18 protein-coding genes are annotated in these 18,886 nt (G+C 70.0%); 9 read left to right on the top strand and 9 right to left on the bottom strand.

Features of this window, described 5'->3' with window-relative positions; genetic code table 11:
* Nucleotides 1-36 precede the first annotated feature (36 nt).
* Nucleotides 37-1,155, top strand: coding sequence for a YVTN family beta-propeller repeat protein (locus ACZ61E_RS29195; protein ID WP_469703048.1), 1,119 nt, complete (start codon nucleotides 37-39; stop codon nucleotides 1,153-1,155).
* A 231-nt stretch (nucleotides 1,156-1,386) separates the two neighbouring features.
* Here ACZ61E_RS29195 and ACZ61E_RS29200 read toward each other — a convergent pair whose 3' ends face one another.
* From ACZ61E_RS29200 to ACZ61E_RS29210, 3 genes are all read right to left on the bottom strand, one after another.
* Entirely contained in the window at nucleotides 1,387-2,625 is a 1,239-nt protein-coding gene (locus ACZ61E_RS29200; protein WP_469703049.1) for an ROK family transcriptional regulator, read from the bottom strand.
* A gap of 115 nt (nucleotides 2,626-2,740) precedes the next feature.
* Nucleotides 2,741-3,169, bottom strand: a complete 429-nt coding sequence (locus tag ACZ61E_RS29205) for a hypothetical protein (protein ID WP_469703051.1) — start codon at nucleotides 3,167-3,169, stop codon at nucleotides 2,741-2,743.
* Complete coding sequence (locus ACZ61E_RS29210; protein WP_469703052.1) at nucleotides 3,163-3,624, bottom strand: ATP-binding protein; 462 nt, start codon at nucleotides 3,622-3,624, stop codon at nucleotides 3,163-3,165. Before ACZ61E_RS29210 ends, ACZ61E_RS29205 begins: the two co-directional genes overlap by 7 nt.
* Before the next feature lie 198 nt (nucleotides 3,625-3,822).
* On the opposite strand from ACZ61E_RS29210, the gene ACZ61E_RS29215 reads away from it, so the two are divergent.
* The 4 genes from ACZ61E_RS29215 (at nucleotide 3,823) to ACZ61E_RS29230 (ending at nucleotide 6,630) form a co-directional block, all read left to right on the top strand.
* Nucleotides 3,823-4,683, top strand: a complete 861-nt coding sequence (locus ACZ61E_RS29215; protein WP_469703053.1) for a helix-turn-helix domain-containing protein — start codon at nucleotides 3,823-3,825, stop codon at nucleotides 4,681-4,683.
* Entirely contained in the window at nucleotides 4,684-4,920 is a 237-nt protein-coding gene (locus ACZ61E_RS29220) for a DUF397 domain-containing protein (RefSeq protein WP_078074169.1), read from the top strand.
* Between the two features lie 196 nt (nucleotides 4,921-5,116).
* A complete protein-coding gene (locus ACZ61E_RS29225) occupies nucleotides 5,117-5,917 on the top strand; it encodes an SAM-dependent methyltransferase (RefSeq protein ID WP_469703054.1) in 801 nt (266 codons plus the stop codon).
* Nucleotides 5,918-6,171: 254 nt separating this feature from the next.
* Nucleotides 6,172-6,630: a YchJ family protein gene (locus ACZ61E_RS29230; RefSeq protein WP_469703055.1), complete on the top strand. Its 459-nt coding sequence runs from the start codon at nucleotides 6,172-6,174 to the stop codon at nucleotides 6,628-6,630.
* A 15-nt stretch (nucleotides 6,631-6,645) separates the two neighbouring features.
* On the opposite strand, the gene ACZ61E_RS29235 is transcribed toward ACZ61E_RS29230, so the two are convergent.
* Nucleotides 6,646-7,710, bottom strand: a complete 1,065-nt coding sequence (locus ACZ61E_RS29235; RefSeq protein WP_469703056.1) for an ATP-dependent DNA ligase — start codon at nucleotides 7,708-7,710, stop codon at nucleotides 6,646-6,648.
* A 75-nt stretch (nucleotides 7,711-7,785) separates the two neighbouring features.
* Here ACZ61E_RS29235 and ligD point away from each other — a divergent pair, with 75 nt between their 5' ends.
* Nucleotides 7,786-8,817 (top strand): non-homologous end-joining DNA ligase, encoded by a 1,032-nt coding sequence (gene ligD, locus ACZ61E_RS29240; protein ID WP_469703057.1) that lies wholly within the window; start codon nucleotides 7,786-7,788, stop codon nucleotides 8,815-8,817.
* 73 nt (nucleotides 8,818-8,890) lie between these two features.
* On the opposite strand, the gene ACZ61E_RS29245 is transcribed toward ligD, so the two are convergent.
* Both ACZ61E_RS29245 and ACZ61E_RS29250 read right to left on the bottom strand, forming a co-directional pair.
* Nucleotides 8,891-11,047: an OmpL47-type beta-barrel domain-containing protein gene (locus tag ACZ61E_RS29245; RefSeq protein WP_469703064.1), complete on the bottom strand. Its 2,157-nt coding sequence runs from the start codon at nucleotides 11,045-11,047 to the stop codon at nucleotides 8,891-8,893.
* A 62-nt stretch (nucleotides 11,048-11,109) separates the two neighbouring features.
* On the bottom strand, nucleotides 11,110-13,587 hold the full coding sequence (locus tag ACZ61E_RS29250) for a ThuA domain-containing protein (protein ID WP_469703065.1): 2,478 nt from the start codon (nucleotides 13,585-13,587) through the stop codon (nucleotides 11,110-11,112).
* Between the two features lie 203 nt (nucleotides 13,588-13,790).
* Here ACZ61E_RS29250 and ACZ61E_RS29255 point away from each other — a divergent pair, with 203 nt between their 5' ends.
* The 3 genes from ACZ61E_RS29255 to ACZ61E_RS29265 all read left to right on the top strand — a co-directional run bounded on the left by ACZ61E_RS29255 (nucleotide 13,791) and on the right by ACZ61E_RS29265 (nucleotide 16,123).
* Nucleotides 13,791-14,819: a multicopper oxidase domain-containing protein gene (locus ACZ61E_RS29255; RefSeq protein WP_469703066.1), complete on the top strand. Its 1,029-nt coding sequence runs from the start codon at nucleotides 13,791-13,793 to the stop codon at nucleotides 14,817-14,819.
* A gap of 130 nt (nucleotides 14,820-14,949) precedes the next feature.
* A complete protein-coding gene (locus tag ACZ61E_RS29260; protein WP_469703059.1) occupies nucleotides 14,950-15,747 on the top strand; it encodes a VOC family protein in 798 nt (265 codons plus the stop codon).
* Nucleotides 15,748-15,826: 79 nt separating this feature from the next.
* Entirely contained in the window at nucleotides 15,827-16,123 is a 297-nt protein-coding gene (locus ACZ61E_RS29265; protein ID WP_469703060.1) for a WhiB family transcriptional regulator, read from the top strand.
* A 75-nt stretch (nucleotides 16,124-16,198) separates the two neighbouring features.
* On the opposite strand, the gene ACZ61E_RS29270 is transcribed toward ACZ61E_RS29265, so the two are convergent.
* From ACZ61E_RS29270 to ACZ61E_RS29280, 3 genes are all read right to left on the bottom strand, one after another.
* Nucleotides 16,199-17,059, bottom strand: a complete 861-nt coding sequence (locus ACZ61E_RS29270; protein ID WP_469703068.1) for a chitosanase — start codon at nucleotides 17,057-17,059, stop codon at nucleotides 16,199-16,201.
* Between the two features lie 229 nt (nucleotides 17,060-17,288).
* Nucleotides 17,289-18,263 (bottom strand): acyl-ACP desaturase, encoded by a 975-nt coding sequence (locus tag ACZ61E_RS29275; RefSeq protein WP_469703061.1) that lies wholly within the window; start codon nucleotides 18,261-18,263, stop codon nucleotides 17,289-17,291.
* A 115-nt stretch (nucleotides 18,264-18,378) separates the two neighbouring features.
* A complete protein-coding gene (locus ACZ61E_RS29280; RefSeq protein WP_469703063.1) occupies nucleotides 18,379-18,609 on the bottom strand; it encodes a hypothetical protein in 231 nt (76 codons plus the stop codon).
* Nucleotides 18,610-18,886: the final 277 nt, after the last annotated feature.

The following is an 18,886-nucleotide window of genomic DNA, read 5'->3' on the forward strand; positions in this document are numbered from 1 at the left end:
CGCCGGTTCGGCATCGAGTCACTTCAGGAGGTCTTCGTGTCAGAGATCGCGGTACAGCAAACGCCGGAACGAAGAATCACCGGGCGACGCCACGGCGGTGAGCGCTCATGGGGCGCGGTCGCGCGGGCCTGGGCAGGACTCGCGCTGCTCACGGGCCTCGCGGTCCCACTCGCCGTCGCCTCGCCCGCCGCCGCGCACGACCACCCCGCGCACCAGAAGCCCGCCCACGCCTATGTCGCCAACGTCGAGGACGACACCGTCTCGGTGATCGACACCCGGACGAACACCGTCACCACGACCATCCCCGTCGGCGACCGCCCCCTCGGCGTCGCCGTCACCCCGGACGGCCGCCGCGCCTACGTCACCAACAACAACGGCGACAGTGTGTCGGTGATCGACACCGGGACGAACACCGTCACCCGGACCATCCCTGTCGGTGACGGGCCCGTCGGCGTGGCCGTCACGCCGAACGGTGCGCGTGTCTACGTCACCAACTTCGCCGACGACAGTGTGTCGGTGATCAGCACCCGGACGAACGCCGTGACGACCACTGTGCGCGTCGGTGACGGGCCCTTCGGTGTGGCCGTCACGCCGAACGGGCAGCGTGTCTACGTCGCCAACGACCTCGGCGACACCGTGTCGGTGATCAGCACCCGGACGAACGCCGTCACCACGACCATTCCCGTCGGTGACGGGCCGGGGAACCTGGCCGTCACGCCGAACGGGCAGCGTGTCTACGTCACCAACGCCACCGGCGACAACGTGTCGGTGATCAGCACGAAGACGAACGCCGTCGTCGCCACCGTCCCCGCCGGCGACCTCCCCAACGGCGTCGCCGTCACCCCCGACGGCCGGCGTGTCTACGTCACCAACCTCAACAGCGGCACGGTGTCGGTGATCGACACCCGGACCAACACGGTCTCCACCACGATCACCGTCGGCACCTGGCCCCGGGGGGTGGCCTTCACCCCGAAGGGCGACCGCGCCTACATCCCCAACCAACTCTCCAACACCGTCTCGGTGATCGACACCCGGACGAACACCGTCACCACCACCATTCCCGTCGGTGACGGGCCCACCGGTGTGGCCGTCGCCCAGGGATGCCGGAGCCACGACCGGGGCTGCGCCGAAGGGGGAGCGGGGCACCGAGGGTGACGTCGTCGGCGGACGGTCCGGCCGAGGCCGGGAGGAGGACCGGGTCCTCCGCACCGTCCGCGTGACGCGCGGTCACCACCCAGGGGCGGGACGTTCGGCGGAGGCCGCCGGGCGCCCCGCCCCGCGCCGTCGTGGAGCGGCGGGGCCTCCCCGGGACCTCCAGAAGAAGGCGCGCCCCGCCGGACTCGCGGGCGTCGCCCGGTACTTCGCCGGCGCGCCGGACCCCGCGCGCTACGCGCTCGTGCGGTCGGCGTACGCCACCGGGTCCGCCAGGACCGCGCGGACCACCAGGGCCGCCGCGCCACGGGCCGCGTCCCCCGCCGAGGACGACGCGCGCAGCCTGCCGCTGTCGTGCGGCCACAGGCCGGAGACCACCCGGTCGGTCAACTCGCCGTCGGCGGGCGGCGAAAGCCACGGCATCAGGCTCCGGTAGATCCCGCCGAGCACCACCGCGTCGGGGTCGAAGAGGTTCACCGCGCCCGACAGGACCCGCCCCAGCATCCGGCCGGCCTCGCCGATGGCGGCGATCGCGCGCTTGTCGCCGGCCCCGGCCAGGGTCTCCAGCTCCGCGACGCCCGGCACCCCGGCGTTCTCGTCCAGCCCGGCGCCCCGCAGCAGCGCCGACTGGCCCGCGTACTGCTCCAGGCAACCGCGTGAGCCGCACCGGCACAGCGGCCCGTCGGCGTCCACGACCACATGGCCGATCTCACCGGCGAACCCGTTGGCGCCGCGCAGGAGTTCACCGTCGAGCACCAGCGCGCCGCCGACGCCGATCTCGCCCGACAGATAGAGGAAGCTGCGGATCCCGCCGAGGCCGCCGAACCAGAGCTCGGCGAGCGCCGCCAGATTGGCCTCGTTCTCCGAACGCACCGGCAGCGGCGGCACTGCGGGCCGGGCCTCGGCCAGCGCCCGCCCGAACAACTCCTCCGCGGGCACCCGGTTCCAGCCCAGGTTCGGCGCCTGGCGGACCGTGCCGCCGGAGACCAGACCGGGCAGCGCGAGCTGCACCCCGACCGGCGACAGGTCCTGCTCGGCGGCCGAGTCGAGGGTGCGCGCGGCGATCCGGGCGCCACGGGCCAGGACTTCGGCCGGGGCGGCGCCGCGGTTGTCGAGGTGTTCGGTGAGGCGTACGCGGTCGGTGCCCGACAGGTCGACCACGCACACCGAGACGTAGTCGATGTTGATCTCGACGCCGATGCCGGCCGGGCCGGAGCGCGTCACCTTCAGCACGGTGCCGGGCCGCCCCGCCTGGCCACTGAACGTCTTGCCCGACTCGGAGAGGAATCCGCTGTCCAGCAACTGCTCGACCAGCGAGGACACCGCGGCCCGGGTCAGTCCCACCCGCGCCGCCACACCGGCCCTGGTCGCCTCACCCTCGTCCCGCACGGCGCGCAGCACCAGGCTCAGATTGTGCCGGCGCACCGTCTCTTTGTCGGCCTTGGGACCGAGCGATGTGTGGTTGTTCTTCATGGTGCGGTCGAGCCTATGTGATCGGAATCCGGACAGCCGGCCGGTCCCGTGAGACGCATGTCCCTTCCAGGCAGTTGTGGTGCGGGGACCGCCGGCCCTTCACCGGAGGGCGGTGTCAGCCGCGCTGCCGTACCGGGATCTCTCCCTGGCGCCGCGCCTCCCACATCGGTGTCGTGCCGGTGAGCTGACAGACCATGAGATAGAAGGGGATCGGCGGGGTGTACGGCGTGGGGGCGTCCGGCCAGTGGATCAGCCGGGGCTGCCGGGCGGGGACCCGCGTCCCGGAGACGTAGCGCGCGGGCAGGGGCCAGTCCAGGTCGAGGTCCGAACCGGCCGGGACGATCCACCACCACCACTCGGTGTCGGCGAAGACGCAGCCGGTACTGGGCAGCCGGCCCATCAGCCGGAACCCGTGCCTGGCCGGGACGCCCACCGCGTCACAGCCGAGCGAGGCGGGCAGGGTCGGCGGCAGCGGCAGTTGCGCGAAGCCGCTCCGCTCGTCACGCAGCCCGCGGGCGAACCGGCGCATCGCACCCATCAACATGGCTGCCCCGCCTCGTGCGGCAACTCCGCCCACACGACACGCCCCGCGCCGTAGCCGGAGGTGTCGTGCGTTCCCCAGCAGCTGCTCATCGCTTCCACGAGGAGCAGCCCACGCCCGCCCTCGTCGTCGGACACCCGGTGCAGCTGAGGACCCGTGGGGCCGAAACCCCGGTCCTCGACCGCTATGCGCAGACGCCCGTTCTCTTCGCGCAGTTCGCAGATGACATGGTCGCCGGGCGCGTGCACGACGGCGTTCGTGACCAGTTCGGAGACGATGAGAATCGCCGTTTCGCGCGTCTCGGCCGTGGTACCCCACCGGTCGAGCCGGGTCTGGGTGAGCTGTCTGGCACGGCAGACCGACTCGGCACGGGCGGGAAGTGCGAAACCGTAGCGGCGGACAACGTTGCCAGGGCACACGGTCATCAGTGTGGGGGAGAGCGCGTTACCAGGTGCCACGACCGATTCCTAACGGTGGGGAAGCAGCCACCGTGCGGAACCTCCGGGCGGAGCACGACAACTGCATGAACTGGTTCACCGAAACACTCTCCACCCGTGCGAGACACTTGGCAAGTAGCACTGTGAAATTTCCAGAGTGCCGTGTTCTTACTGGCAAGCGCATGGCACACTGCTGGGAACCGTGCATGGGGAGGTCCAGTGAGTGAACCGCGGTCTGCCCCGACCGTGGGACAGGTCGTACTCGGCAAACGCCTGATGGATCTGCGCGAGCGAGCCGGCCTGAAACGCGAGGAAGCCGCGCGGATTCTGCGGGTGGCGTCGGCCACCGTCCGCCGCATGGAGACCGCCGAGGTCACGCTCAAAGTCCCCTATGTACAGGTCCTTCTCCGCGCCTACGGAGTCGGCGAGGACGAGGCGAACGCCTTCGTCGAGCTGACCGAGGAGGCCAACAAGCCCGGCTGGTGGCAGCGGTTCCACGACATCCTGCCGGACTGGTTCAGCATGTACGTCAGCCTGGAGGGCGCCGCCTCGCTGATCCGGGCGTACGAGCCGCACTTCGTGCCGGGGCTCCTCCAGACGGAGGGCTACGCGCTGTCGGTCATGCACGCCGGCGCCGTGGGGCAGGTCCAGCCGGACGCCATCGACCGGCACGTGGCACTGCGGATGCGGCGCCAGTCCCTGCTCACGCGGTCGGACGCACCCAAATTGTGGGTGATCATGGATGAGACGGTGCTTCGCCGTCCCGTCGGGACGCCCGAGATCATGCGCGAGCAGATCGACCGGCTCGTCGAGGCGTCCGAGATGCCCAATGTGACGCTTCAGATCGCGGAGTTCTCCTCCGGACACCACCCCGGAACGTACGGGCCGTTCGTGCTCTTCCGTTTCGCCATGCCCGAACTGCCCGACATGATCTACAGCGAGTACCTGACCGGCGCCGTCTACCTCGACGCGCGTCCCGAGGTGGCGACCCACCTCGAGGTCATGGACCGCATGGCGGCTCAGGCTGCAACTGCACAACGCACGAAGGAGATCCTCAAGGATGTCCGCAAGGAGCTGTGAATGGATCCGATATACAACGGCATGCCCGCCACCGACCTCGGCGCCGAAGGCTGGCACAAGCCGTGGAGCGGCGGGAACGGCGGCAACTGCATCGAGGCCATGAAGCTGGCCGACGGCAGGGTGGCCGTGCGCCAGTCCAACGACCCTGACGGCCCCGCGCTGATCTACACCCACGGTGAGATCGCCGCGTTCATCCAAGGTGCCAAGTCCGGCCAGGCCGACTTCCTGCTGACCTGACCTGACCGATCTGGACCGCCCGGCCCGATCGCACCGGTATCCCCCAGTGATCAGACGTGACCCGGAATGACGCGAACCGTTCGCCCGGATCGGCCGGATCCCGCCTGGTAAGAGCCGATCGCGCCTGATCGGATCTGAACCCACCTGTTCCTTGCCGCAATTCCCCGCCAGCGACGCCGAGCCTCATGGAGTGCACATGACCGGGCATGACCCCATCGACACCAGCAGGCCGCATCCGGCCCGGATGTACGACTGGTTCCTCGGCGGCAAGGACAACTATCCCGTCGACGAGGAGATGGCACGCCAGCTCCTCGAACTCAACCCGCTCGGCCGTGAGATGGCCAAATGCAACCGGGCGTTCATGCACCGGGCCACCCGCTGGCTCGGCGACACCGCGGGCGTGCGCCAGTACCTCGACATCGGTACGGGGATACCGACCGAGCCCAACCTGCACCAGATCGCGCAGGAGGTCGCCGCCGACTCGCGCGTCGTCTACACCGACAACGACCCCATCGTGCTGCGGCACGCCGAGGCGCTGCTGCGCAGCAGCCCCGAGGGCCTGACCGAGTACATCCAGGCCGACGCCCGCGAACCCGACCGGATCGTCGAACAGGCCGGCAAGATCCTGGACTTCGACAAGCCGGTCGCCCTGTCGCTCATCGCGCTGCTGCACTTCGTCCCGGACGAGGACGGCGCGCACGAGCTGGTGCGCAAGCTGCTGGAGCCGCTGGCCTCCGGCAGCTATCTGGTGATCTCCCACGTCACGGGCGACTACGACCCGGAGAACTCGGAGAAGGCCGCCGAACTCTACAAGGCGAAGGGCGTGCCGCTCGCCCTGCGTTCGCGTGCGGAGGTCGGGCACTTCTTCGACGGCCTGGAGCTGGTCGACCCCGGGATCGCCCTGGTGGCCGAGTGGCGCCCGGAGCTGGGCGAGGTCGTCCCCGTACCGGGCGACGGCCTCATCCCCGGCTTCGTCGGCGTGGCCCGCAAGCCCTGACGACTCCGCGGTCCTGACGGCCCGCACCGCGGACGGCCCGCGAGCCCCGCTCCGGGCCGTCCGCCGGACGGCGGGACAACGGGACCCACACGGTCCGGACCGGCGGGGGTCCGGACAGCAAGCGCCTCGGCGCCGCCGCACTCTCGGGGGGTGCGCGGCGCCGAGGCGTTTCCCGGCCCCGGCCGCTCCGCCACCCGCCCGTCGCGGGCTCCTCCCCGTCCGCCGGCCCCACCGCGGCCGGGCACAATGTACGGATGGCCCGACGCCCCACACGCCCCACGCGCACCTCCTCGAACGCCCGCGCCGCGGCGACCTCACCCGCCTCCCGCGACGCCGCGCCCTGCCTGTGCGGCCTGCCCTCCTCCTACGGAGAGTGCTGCGGCCGGTTCCACGCCGCGACCGCCGCCGCCCCCACCGCCGAGCGCCTGATGCGCGCCCGCTACAGCGCCTTCGCGGTGGGCAACGAGCCGTATCTGCTGACCAGTTGGCATCCCGCCACCCGCCCGTCGCGGGTCGACCTCGACCCGGCGATGCGCTGGGCCGCCCTGGAGATCCTGGCCACCACGGAAGGCAGCGCCTTCCACACCACGGGCACCGTCACCTTCCGCGCCCGCTACACCCGGCGCGGCGAGGAGGGCGCCCTCCACGAACGCAGCCGCTTCGAGCGGCACGGCGGCGCCTGGGTCTATGTCGAGGGCACCTTCGTGGAGTAGCGGGCCCCGCCGGCGTCACCCCGACGCCAGCACCGACGCCAGGTCGTAGCGCACCGGCTCCTCCAGCTGCGCGTACGTGCACTCCCCGGGTGTCCGGTCCGGGCGCCAGCGGCGGAACTGCGCCGTGTGCCGGAAGCGGTCGCCCTCCATGTGGTCGTAGGCCACCTCGCACACCCGCTCCGGCCGCACCGCTGTCCACGACAGGTCCTTCTTCCCCGTCCAGCGGCTCGGCGCGCCGGGCAGCCTGGCGCTCTCATGGGCCGACTCCCGTGCCCAGGCCGCCCATGGATGCCCCTCGGCGGAATCCATCACCAGCGGGGCCAGCTCGTCCACCAGCTCGGCCCGGCGCTTCATGGAGAACGCGGCGCACACCCCCACGTGCTGAAGCGTCCCCGCCGCGTCGTGCAGGCCGAGCAGCAGGGAGCCGACGACCGGGCCGCTCTTGTGGAGGCGGTATCCGGCCACCACGACATCCGCCGTCCGCTCGTGCTTGATCTTGTACATCACGCGGACGTCGGGCCTGTACGGCAGATCCAGCGGTTTCGCCACCACCCCGTCCAGCCCGGCGCCCTCGTAGCGCCGGAACCACTCCTCGGCCAGCTCCTGGTCCGTCGTGGCCGGGGCGAGATGGACGGGGGCCGCCACGCCCCCGAGGGCCTCCACGAGCGCCGCACGGCGCTCGGACTGCGGGGTGTCCAGCAGCGACCGGTCCGCCAGCGCCAGCAGGTCGAAGGCGACGAAACTGGCCGGGGTCCGCTCGGCGAGCGTCCGCACCCGGGAATCCGCCGGATGGATGCGCTCGCTCAGCCGGTCGAAGTCCAGCCGCCCCTCGTACGCGATCACGATCTCGCCGTCGACCACGCACCGTTCGGGCAGCTCACGCAGGAAGGCGGTGACCAGCTCCGGGAAGTACCGGGTCAGCGGCTTGCCGTTCCTGCTGCCGATCACCACCTCGTCGCCGTCCCGGTGGATCAGCGCACGGAAGCCGTCCCACTTGGCCTCGTACTGCATACCGGGCGGGATTCTCGCCACGGACTTGGCCAGCATCGGTTTCATCGGAGGCATCACCGGCAGATCCATGCGTCCGATTGTGCTCGGGAGCAGGCCGGTCCGCCCGATATGCGGGCCGGGGGAGCCCGGCCTACGGTGGCGCGTATGGCGAGCAAGGGCGCGGCGGTGGAGCTGGAAGTCGGCGGGCGGGCGGTGCGGCTGTCCAGCCCGGACAAGATCTACTTTCCCGGGCGGGGCTTCACCAAGCTGGACGTCGCCCAGTACTACATCGCGGTGGGGGAGGGCATCACCCGCGCCCTGCGGGACCGGCCGACCACCCTCCAGCGCTATGTCGAGGGCATCGCCGGCGAGTCCTTCTACCAGAAGCGGGCGCCCAAGAACCTGCCCGACTGGATCCCCACCGCCCGTATCGCCTTCCCCAGCGGACGCACCGCCGACGAGATCTGCCCCACCGAACCGGCCGCCGTCCTCTGGGCGGCCAACCTCGGCACCCTGACCTTCCACCCCTGGCCCGTGCGGCGCGAGGACACCGAGCATCCCGACGAACTGCGCATCGACCTGGACCCGCAGCCGGGCACCGGCTTCAAGGACGCCGTCGGGGCCGCCCACGAGCTGCACGGCCTCCTGGACGAGCAGGGCCTGAACGGCAGGCCCAAGACCTCCGGCGGACGCGGTCTGCACGTCTTCGTGCCGATCGAGCCGCGCTGGACCTTCACCCAGGTACGGCGCTGCGCCATCGCCGTCGGCAGGGAGCTGGAGCGGCGCATGCCGGGCCGGGTCACCACGGCGTGGTGGAAGGAGGAGCGCGGCGAGCGGATCTTCGTGGACTACAACCAGACGGCGCGCGACCGCACCATCGCCTCGGCCTACTCCGTACGCCCCAACCCGTACGCCACGGTCTCCGCGCCGCTGCGCTGGGAGGAGCTGGACGACGTCGCGCCGCGCGACTTCGACATCATGACGATGCGCACCCGCTTCGCCGAGATCGGGGACGCGCACGCCGGCATGGACGCCGAGGCGTTCGGCCTGGAGGGCCTGCTGGAGCTGGCGGCGCGGGACGAGCGGGACCACGGCCACGGCGATCTGCCGTATCCGCCGGACTATCCGAAGATGCCGGGCGAACCCAAGCGCGTCCAGCCCAGCCGGGCGCGGGACGCCTCTCCGGAGGACCGGTAGACCCCTGGAACGGCGAAGTGCCCCCTCCCGTGCGGGAAGGGGCACTTCTGCGGCTCAGCCTCCTACAGAGGCGTCAGAGCTGCTTGATCCGGATGTCGCGGTACGAGATGACGTCCGTCGTGCCGTGCACCTGGAGCCCGACGTAGCCCGACGAGTACCGCCGGCCGTCGGTCCCCACGTCACCATCGCGCGGGGGAGTGAACTCCTGGCCGCCGATGTTGTCGAACTCGTTGATCACCACACCGTTGCGCAGGATGGTGTAGTGCTGGTCGACCACCTTGATCTCGTAGTCGTTCCAGGTGCCCTTCGGAGTGACGGCGGCCCCGGCCAGACCCACGCGGTCGAAGCCGTAGATCGATCCCGTCTTGTACATGTCGCCGTCGGGGCGGTCCAGGATCTGGACCTCGTGCCCGTAGTTGATGGCGACCCACTCCGGCCGGCTCTCAAGCGGGTGACCGTTGACGTTCGGGAAGCGCACGAAGACACCGCCGTTGGCGTTGCCCGTGCCCGGCGCGTCGTCACGGAACTGGAGCTTCAGCGAGAAGTCGTCGTACTTCCGCTCCGGGAACCACAGCATGCCCATGCCCTCGACGGTGGTGCTGCTCGTCATCGCACCGTCCTCGGTGAGCGAGAACTTGCCGCCGCCGACCTGGGCCCACTTGGAGAAGGTGGCGTCCGTGCCGTCGAAGAGCGCGCGGTAGCCGGTCGTCTGACCCGGCCGGCCGATCTTCGACTGCCTGGCCGCCTTGGTGATCTTCGTGAACTCGCGCTGGTCGATGACACCGTCCGACTTGAGCTTCGTCAGCACCGTCTCGACGTGCTTGAGGAACAGGGCCTGCGAGGACCAGTCCTTCTCGTCCTCGATCAGCTCGTTGATCGTGCACCGGTTGGTGGTGAGTCGGTTCGGCACGCCCGTGTCGACGGCGCCGACGATGACCGTCAGACGTACGTCGTACTCGGGGCAGTTGGGGGCCGGGACGCCACCGCCCTTGGCGATGGTGAACGTGACCTCCTTGGCCGCCGAGGTGTTGCCCGCCTTGTCCGTCGCACGGTGCGCGAGCTTGTGGTAGCCCACCGCGTCGACGATCACCGGCTTGGTGTACGCGAGGTACGGACCGCCGTCGAGCGAGTACTCGATCTTCTCGACACCCGAGTCGTCGTCCGTGGCCTTGATGGTCGCCGTGGCGCTCGTGATGAACGCCCCGTCGGAGTTCTTGTCACCGGTGACCGCCACCGTGGAGACCGGCGCGGTCGTGTCCTGCGCCGGGGGAGTGACCACGGTGAAGTCGACGGCCTTCTCGGCCGCGGCGTTGCCGGCCTTGTCGGTCGCGCGGTAACGGATCTTGTGCGTGCCCACCTCGTGGACCATCACCGGCGCCTCGTAGAGCTGCCAGGCCCCGTCGGCGCCGATCGCGTACTCGATCTTGTTGACACCGGAACCGGCGTCCGACGCGGTCACGGTGACCGTGGCCATGTCGAGGTAGTCGCCGTTCGCGTCCTGCTCGCCGGTCACCGTCGCCGAGGTCTCCGGCGCGGTGGTGTCGTCGGTGGGCGGTGCGGCGACCTCGAACTCGGCCGTCTTCTCGGCGGCCACGTTGCCCGCCTTGTCGGTGGCCCGGTATCTGATCGCGTGTTCACCGACGGTGTTGACCACCACGGGCGTGGTGTAGAGCTGCCATTCGCCGTCGGCCCCGACCGCGTATTCGATCGTGTCGACACCTGATCCGGCATCGGTGGCGGAGAGCGTCACCGACGCCTGGCCTATGTAGGCGCCGGCCTCGTTCTGATCGCCGTCGATCTTCACCGCGGTCTCGGGCGCGGTGGTGTCCTCACCACCGCCACCTTCGGTGACCGTGAGGATCCCGGTCATCATGCCGTGTCCCGGTATCGTGCAGAAGTACCGGTAGGTGCCCGGGGTCAGATTGACCTCGGCCGTCTGCTTGCCGCCCTGCGCGTCGTCCGGGCTGGCCATCAGGTTGAGCGTCACGTCGTTGTTGTAGTCGGGATTCGACGTGTCGAACGTGACGGTGTGCGGCATCGACGTGGTGTTGCCGGTGGCCGCGCTGTTCTCGAAGACGATCGTCGCGGGACCCGCGACGGCGGTCGTCGGGAACGTCAGGTACTCCGTGGTGGAGTTGCCCGCGGTCCAGGTCAGTACCTGGTCCGCCGCGGACCGCCGGTTGTCCTCGCGTCCGTATGCCTGTGTGGAGGTCAGCCCCAGCACCAGCATCAACGAGCCCAGCAGGGCCGTCCACAGATGCAGAGGTCGTTTTCTCGCTGCGCCACCCTGTCTCACTGCGCCGCCTTCCTTGCCAGATCCGCGGCGGCGGGAGTGGCCTCGCCGCCCTTGTAGGTCACACGCCACAGTGCCGACTTCGCGTCCGAAGTAAAGAAGCCACGCCCGTAGTCGAGGACGTAGAGCGAGCCGTCCGGAGCAAACTTCCAGTCCATGAGGTTGCGGATGCCTGTGTCGCCGACCGGAATGATCTTCTTCAGGGATTCGGCGTGCACGGGCAGTCCGCCCTTGCCCGCGGTCCTCGGGTCGAGTTCGACCGCGTGCCGCGGCTGTGTCTGGTCGTAGAAGTCGCCCACGAACCACTTGCCGTCCCAGTACGACGGCCAGCTCTCGGCGGTCGCGTTCTCCGCGTCGAACCGGTAGAGCGGGCCGTTCATGGTCGCCTGACCGCCGCCCTTGAGCCACGGGAGGAGGTAGGTCGCCTCCTCCGCCTTGTAGCTCGGGACCCCGTTCGCGTCACGCGGGTAGTCCGGCGCGCCGCCCTGGGGCGAGTACCAGATGGTGTTGCCGGTGACCGGCGGGATGTTCACGAGCCCGTCGTTGTTCGGGGACTCGTTCTTCGGCGCGTCGCAGTTGTACCAGCCCAGCGGCTTCGTCGGGTCCGGCAGGTTGCGGTCGCGGTAGGGCTGCTTGTTGCCCATGCAGTACGGCCAGCCCTGGTTGCCCGCCTTGGTGATGGCGGCGAAGGTGTCGTACTTCGCCGGGCCCCAGGTGGTGCTCGGGGCGCCCGCGTCGGGGCCGACCCAGCCGGCGTACAGCGTGTCGGTCTTCTTGTCGACCGAGATGCGAGCCGGGTTGCGCACACCCATCACATAGATCTCGCCGCGGGTCTTGTCGCCGCCCTCGGCGGTCTCCTCGCCCGTGAAGAGGTTGCCGTCGGGCAGGGTGTACGTGCCGTCGTCCTCAGGGTGGATCCGCAGGATCTTCCCGTTGAGGTTGTTGGTGTTACCGGCCGTACGGCGCGCGTCGGCGAAAGAGACGCCCTTGTAGTTCGGCTGCGGGTTGTTGCCCGAGTAACCATCGCTGAACTGCGAGGAGTTGTTGTCCCCGGTCGCGATGTACAGGTTGCCCTTGGAGTCCCAGGCCATGCCGCCACCGGAGTGGCAGCAGCTGTTGATCTGCACCGGCCAGGCCAGCAGGGTCTTCTCGGTGGCGAGGTCGAGCTTGTTCGTCGCCAGGTCCAGCGTGAACCGGGAGACGCGGCGCTCTGCCATCCGGGTGTCGCGGTTGATCTCGGAGTGCGGCGTGTAGTGCAGGTACACCCAGCCGTTGGTCATGAAGTCGGGGTCCAGCTCGATACCGAGCAGGCCCTCCTCGTTCTTGACCAGCTCGTCGCCGCCGCCCTTGTTGCCGAAGATGGTCAGGCCGCCGGCCTTGGTGACCTTCTTGGTCTCCGGGTCGTAGACGTGGATCTGGCCCTCGCCCTTGCCGATGTCCGGGTTCGCCCAGTCGGTCACGACCGGCTGGGTGTTGTCGCCGCCGCCGCGGCCGATGTAGAAGACCCGGCCGTCGGGCGCGACGACGGTGCCGTGCGGCTCGCCGATCTGGTCCGACTCGCCCGGCTTGTTGGGCTGAGTGACGCGCTCCGCCGCGTAGTTGGCGTCGATCGTCGCCTTGCAGTCGGCGCGCGAGATCCGCGTGGTCCATTGGAGTGCGCCGCGCAGGTGGTCGCGGAAGTCGGCCTCGGAGTACGAGTCGACGGTGGCGCCCATGCCCGTGTAGAAGGACCGGCCGCCGTCGTAGTCGCGGCACCAGGAGATCGGGTGGTCCGCGCCGTTGGCGCCCTCACCCGGCTTGTAGGTGCTCTCCCTGAGCCGGGCCACGGTGTGCACGTCGCCCGACGGGTTCTTCTCCCAGTTGAACCACTTGTCGGAGCGCTTCCACTCCTTCGGCAGGTTCTTGGTCGCGGGGTGCTGGCGGTCGCCCACCTCGACGGTCGCGCGCTGGACTGAGTCCGGGCTGTTCGACGCGGGACGGGCACCGATCAGTCCGGTGAACCAGTCGGAGTACGGCTCGGTGCGCGCCGCGTCCCGGATGCCGAGGAAGCCTCCGCCGGCCTCGACGAAGGCTTCGAGTCCCGCTTCCTGCTCGGGATCCAGTACGTCGCCGCCGCCCGTCAGGAAGACGACCGCGTTGTACTTGCCGAGCTTGGTGGCGTTGGTGAAGACCGAACCGTCACCGTTGGTCTCGGTCTTGAACCGCTGTGCGGCGGGGCCGGAGAGGCCGATCTTCTCGATGGCCTCGATCCCGGCGTTGACGATCGGGGATTCCTCGGTGGTCGAGCCGTAGAAGACGAGTACCTTCACGTCCTTGCCGCCCGGCGGCGAGGGAAGGGACAACGTTGTCGACGGCGGCTCCGGGTACGGACCCGCCATCGCGTTTCCGCCTAGCAGAGACGCGGCCATCGTCCCGGCCACCACGGCCGCGGCCATTGCGCGCCGGGATCTTGACCGGCGATGTGGTACGCGCTGCATGTGTTCACCCACCCATCTTTGGTCACAGCAACAGGCGTGAAGCTAGACCTCTTTGGGCGGTGAGCCAAGAGGTATCACCGGAATGGAACTAACTTTGTCCTGAGTGTGGATAAACGAAGATCCCCGAGTTACCGTGTGGCCGTCCCGGGGCTTCACTCTGTCCCGAAAGTCTCAGCACCGCACGTGGGGAGTTCGGCATGGCGATGGACAGAAGGAGTTTCAACCGGCGCCTGGTGGCCGGCGGCGCGGTCGCGGCAACTGGCGTGACATCGTTGTCCGTTGCCTCGGCAGCCCCCGCGCCGATGGCCGCGGCGGCGGGCCCGAAGCGGGCACCCGCCGGCGGCAAGGTGCACCATCTCACGATGGTGGCCGAGCGGTTGGGCACGGGGAAGATCGGCTACGGCTTCGAGAAGGGCAAGGCGACCGTCCCCGGTCCGCTGATCGACATCGTCGAGGGCGACACCGTCCACATCGAGTTCACCAACCTGACGGACGTCGACGCCAGCCTCCATGTGCACGGCGTGGACTACGACATCGCCAACGACGGCACCCGTATGAACAAGAGTCACGTACCGCCTGGCGGCAAGCGCACGTACACCTGGCGCACCCACAAGCCCGGCAAGCGCGCGGACGGCACGTACCGCGAGGGCAGCGCGGGCTACTGGCACTACCACGACCATGTCGTCGGAACGGACCACGGCACGGGCGGCATTCGGCAGGGGCTCTACGGCGGACTGGTGGTCCGCCGGGAGGGTGACATCCTGCCCGACAAGCAGTTCACGATCGTCTTCAACGACATGCAGATCAACAATCTGCCGGGCGCCCAGAGCCCCAACTTCGAGGCCACCGTGGGAGACCGGCTCGAAGTCATCATGATCACGCACGGCGAGTTCTACCACACGTTCCACATCCACGGTCATCGCTGGGCCGACAACAGGACCGGCCTGCTCAGCGGTCCGGGTGACACCAGCCGGATCATCGACAACAAGATCACCGGACCGGCGGACTCCTTCGGACTCCAGATCATCGCGGGGGAGGGGGTCGGAGCCGGCGCCTGGATGTACCACTGCCACGTGCAGAGCCACTCCGACAACGGCATGGCGGGCCTGTTCCTGATCGCCAAGCCGGACGGCACCATCCCCGGGTACGAGCCGCACCACCCGACAGCGGCCAAGAAGGGCGCGAAGGACGCGAAGGGCGCGAGCGCCCAGGGCGGCCACGCGGGGCACTGACGGGCGGAGTCCGGCGCCGGGTGGTGCCCCAGCGGACCGCCCGGCGGGCACCCCGCGTACACATGCGAGGGGGCCCGATCGGTAGCAGACTCGGGAGGGCCAACGCGGGGGGCCTCACGAAGGAGCGACGATGCTCACCACCCGTTACGTGCAAGGCTCACCGAACTGGGCGGATCTCGCCACGCCGGACATCGAGGGCGCCAAGACGTACTACGGAGGCGTCCTCGGCTGGAACCACGTATCAGCGGGGCCCCAGTTCGGCGGCTACGGGATGTTCCAGTCCGACGGCAAGACCGTCGCCGGGGCCATGCAGCTCCCGGCCGAGCAGGCCCCGCCGGCCTGGACGCTCTACTTCCAGACCTCCGACGCCACGGCCACCGCGTCGGCCGTGAAGGACCACGGCGGCACGGTCGTCAACGAGCCGATGGACGTCGAGGACCTCGGCCGGATGACGCTCTGCGCCGACCCGGCCGGGGCGCACTTCGCCACCTGGCAGCCGGGCAGGAACACCGGCCTGGAGGCCGTCGACGCCGCGGGCAGCCTCTGCTGGGCCGAGCTGTCCACCCCGGACACGACCGCCGCCACCGGCTTCTACGGCGCCACGTTCGGCTGGGAGACCACCACCATGCCGATGCCGGGAGGCGGCGGCGACTACATCATGGTCCACCCGGCCGGTAAGGGCTCGGAGGGCATGTTCGCGGGGATCGTGCCCATGGACGCCGTTCCCGGCTCCGTCGCGACGGGGCCGAACTGGCTCCTGTACTTCGGCACGGGCGACTGCGATGCTGCGGTGGCGGCCTCGGACCGGCTCGGCGGCACGACGGTCCAGGAGCCCACGGACATCGAGGGTGTCGGCCGGTTCGCCGTGGTGAGCGACCCGTACGGCGCGCGTCTGGCGTTCATGCAGGGTGCCTCGCAGGACGCGTGAGCGCGGTCGGGCGTCACTCCGGCCCTTGCCCATCAGGCCGTTGATCGAATGTTTATCGGCACCAGGCAGCGTGTGTGCCATGCCGATCAATCCCATGAACTCCCTCACCAGCATCACCGGGCGCACGGGGCAGGAGCTCGCCTGGCAGGAGAGCGCCCTGTGCGCCCAGACCGGGCCCGAGTTCTTCTTCCCTGCCCCCGGCTCGTCGACCCGCGAGGCCAAGCAGCTCTGCGGTGCCTGCGCGGGGCGGCGGGAGTGTCTGGAGTACGCCCTGGACAACGACGAGCGCTTCGGGGTGTGGGGCGGTCTGTCGGAGAAGGAGCGCGAGCGTCTGCGCCGCGCGGGCGGCGGCACCCGGACGGCCGAAGTCGCCTGAGACGGAGGCCGGTTCACCCGGTCGGCCCGGCCAGGGCGGACCGGTCGCCCCCGGTCAGCCGCGGATCAGGACCGGTCAGGAAGCGGGAAGCTGGAACGTTTCGCCGTACATCTTCCATCGCAGCGGCAGCGTGAGGTCCATGTTGCCGTCCCTGAGGAAGACCCGCTGCGCCGTGTCGACGCGCGAGGTGTCCCGCTGGGTCCGCGTGACCTTCGTCCGGATCACGGCCCGGCTCTCGTCGAGGAAGGCGTCGAGGTACTCCTTCTCGGAGCCGCCCTCGGCCGCCGTCCTCGCCTCCTCCATCGCCGCCTGCCGGATGCCGTAGAAGCCGCCCGCTTCGAGACCGGGCCCGTGCAGGACCATCGCGTCGTAGTAGATGAACTGACCGAGCGTGCCCAGGCCGTCCATCTTTGCGAGCCGGACCGCCGGGTCGAAGTACAGCCGGTCCCGTGTGCTGTCCTGAGCCGCGCGGAAGGCGGGATCCCCGGCCGCCGCCGCCCATGCCTCCGTGAACCCCGGGTCCAGCCCCTCGTGCGAATCCGTGCCGTCGACCTCCCGCAGCGCGGGCAGGTACGAGGCCAGCGGGTTGTCCGGGTGCTGCTCCGTGTACGCCTCGACGAGCTGGAGCATGTCATTGGTGCCCGAGCAGAATCCGATGATCCCGGCCGTGTAGCCGTTGCCGTCGTCCAGGTCCTCGATCGCGTCGTACTGGTCGCGCCAGTCCAGCGTGGAGTTCTCCGCGCTCGCCACGATCCGGGCGGCCGTCTCCTTCTTGTCGGGGGCCGCGAGACCGGGCGGCAGCTTCCTGATCCGCTCCTCCAGCTCCGCCTTCTCGTCCTCGCTCCCGGAGGCGAGGGGATTGGGAGCAGCGGCGCTCGCCGCGCTCCGCGGGGGATTGTCGGCCAGCACCCCGGAATCGTCGCCTCCGCCGACCATGACGGAGACGACGACAACGATCGGGGCGCCTATGAGGAAGAGACGGGTGACAGGCTTCACGCCGCAAAGCGTACGATGCCGGATTCGAACACCCGTGGGGAGCTCCCCCTCGGCGCCGGCACACCCTGGTGGGCAGGGTGCTGAGGCCGTGGTGACCGCGGACCGGCCGTGAGTCCGGCGCTCGGGCGTCCGGGCCGCGGGCGGTGACGCCCGGACACGCCCGACCGGGTCAGCGCGCGGCGCGCGCGGCCATCCGCGCCTTGCGGGCGGCGAGCTTCTCGTCGAACTTGCTGGCCTCCGAGTCGAGCCCGCCCATGTACAGGCCCAGCTCCTCCTGCGCCTTGAGGCCCTCGGGGCCGAGCCCGTCGATGTCGAGCACCTTCAGATAGCGCAGCACCGGCTGGAGGACGTCGTCGTGGTGGATCCGCATGTTGTAGATCTCGCCGATCGCCATCTGCGCGGCGGCGCGCTCGAAACCGGGCATGCCGTGTCCCGGCATCCGGAACTGCACGACCACGTCGCGTACGGCCTGCATGGTCAGGTCCGGCGCGATCTGGAAGGCCGCGCCCAGCAGGTTGCGGTAGAAGACCATGTGCAGGTTCTCGTCGGTGGCGATCCGCGCCAGCATCCGGTCGCAGACCGGGTCGCCCGACTGGTGGCCGGTGTTGCGGTGCGAGACGCGGGTCGCCAGCTCCTGGAAGGCGACGTACGCGACGGAGTGCAGCATCGAGTGGCGGTTGTCCGACTCGAAGCCCTCCGCCATGTGGGCCATCCGGAACTGCTCCAGCTTGTCCGGGTCGACGGCGCGGGAGGCGAGCAGGTAGTCGCGCATCACGATGCCGTGGCGGCCCTCCTCGGCGGTCCAGCGGTGCACCCAGGTGCCCCAGGCGCCGTCGCGGCCGAAGAGGCTGGCGATCTCGTGGTGGTAGCTGGGGAGGTTGTCCTCGGTCAGCAGGTTCACCACGAGGGCGATCTTGCCGATGTCGGTCACCTTGGACTGCTCCGGCTCCCAGGCCGTGCCGTCCTCGAAGAACCCGGGGAAGTTGCGCGCGTCGGACCAGGGCACGTAGTCGTGCGGCATCCAGTCCTTGGCGACCTTGAGATGGCGGTTGAGTTCTTTCTCCACCACCTCTTCCAGCGCGTACAGCAAGCGGGCGTCGGTCCACGCCTCCGAACTGCCGAGATGGGGAGAGGTGAGTGTCACGGATGCTCCTGGGGACGGGAGTAGTACCTACGGGTTCGTAGGTTACGTGACCGTAGGTTAAGGGTGCGATAAGGCGGGAGCCAAGCCCGGATACGCGATTGCCGCGTACACGCGGTCATGCGCGCAGGTCGCGCGGCCGAAGGGAGAGGCAGGTCACGTCCCCTTCGAGGCTGTCGGACCCGCGGATGTCGACGGGAGCGGGGGCCGGCGGCTCGAACGCGGCGCGCACCTCGTTCGTCCGCTCGCCCGCCGTGTCGCCGGCCTCGCGGACATCGCCGCCGTGCGGCGTGCCCGGCCTCCGTGCCCGCTCGACCGGGCTGCCGAGCGCGGTCGGCGCCTCCTCCACGGCCAGCGTCCCCGGCCGGCGCGAGGCGGAGGAGCGGGCGAGCGGCGCGACGCACGGAACACCACCACCGTGTCCTCGCCGAGGACGGCGTCCGGGCAGTCGTCGGCCGGAGCGCGTTCCTGACGCGTCACCGGCCCAGGGTGGGACGAGACGGTCGTGGGCGCCCCCCCCCCGGGGGGGGGGGGGAAAGAAGGCGGCCAGGGGGGGGGGCGGCCCCCCAAGGAGGTTGTCTTCGGTCGCCGGAAGGGCGGAGCAGGCCAAATGCCTCCTAAAGGAA

This window comes from Streptomyces sp. NPDC104581, from assembly GCF_055583685.1.

Excerpts from the sequence above, each read along its gene's own strand:
- ACZ61E_RS29200 (WP_469703049.1), bottom strand. The coding sequence starts at position 2,625 with ATGAAGAACAACCACACATCGCTCGGTCCCAAGGCCGACAAAGAGACG.
- ACZ61E_RS29205 (WP_469703051.1), bottom strand. The coding sequence starts at position 3,169 with ATGTTGATGGGTGCGATGCGCCGGTTCGCCCGCGGGCTGCGTGACGAG.
- ACZ61E_RS29220 (WP_078074169.1), top strand. The coding sequence starts at position 4,684 with ATGGATCCGATATACAACGGCATGCCCGCCACCGACCTCGGCGCCGAA.
- ACZ61E_RS29225 (WP_469703054.1), top strand. The coding sequence starts at position 5,117 with ATGACCGGGCATGACCCCATCGACACCAGCAGGCCGCATCCGGCCCGG.
- ACZ61E_RS29230 (WP_469703055.1), top strand. The coding sequence starts at position 6,172 with ATGGCCCGACGCCCCACACGCCCCACGCGCACCTCCTCGAACGCCCGC.
- ACZ61E_RS29235 (WP_469703056.1), bottom strand. The coding sequence starts at position 7,710 with ATGGATCTGCCGGTGATGCCTCCGATGAAACCGATGCTGGCCAAGTCC.
- ligD (WP_469703057.1), top strand. The coding sequence starts at position 7,786 with ATGGCGAGCAAGGGCGCGGCGGTGGAGCTGGAAGTCGGCGGGCGGGCG.
- ACZ61E_RS29245 (WP_469703064.1), bottom strand. The coding sequence starts at position 11,047 with ATGCTGGTGCTGGGGCTGACCTCCACACAGGCATACGGACGCGAGGAC.
- ACZ61E_RS29250 (WP_469703065.1), bottom strand. The coding sequence starts at position 13,587 with ATGCAGCGCGTACCACATCGCCGGTCAAGATCCCGGCGCGCAATGGCC.
- ACZ61E_RS29255 (WP_469703066.1), top strand. The coding sequence starts at position 13,791 with ATGGACAGAAGGAGTTTCAACCGGCGCCTGGTGGCCGGCGGCGCGGTC.
- ACZ61E_RS29260 (WP_469703059.1), top strand. The coding sequence starts at position 14,950 with ATGCTCACCACCCGTTACGTGCAAGGCTCACCGAACTGGGCGGATCTC.
- ACZ61E_RS29265 (WP_469703060.1), top strand. The coding sequence starts at position 15,827 with ATGCCGATCAATCCCATGAACTCCCTCACCAGCATCACCGGGCGCACG.
- ACZ61E_RS29270 (WP_469703068.1), bottom strand. The coding sequence starts at position 17,059 with ATGGTCGGCGGAGGCGACGATTCCGGGGTGCTGGCCGACAATCCCCCG.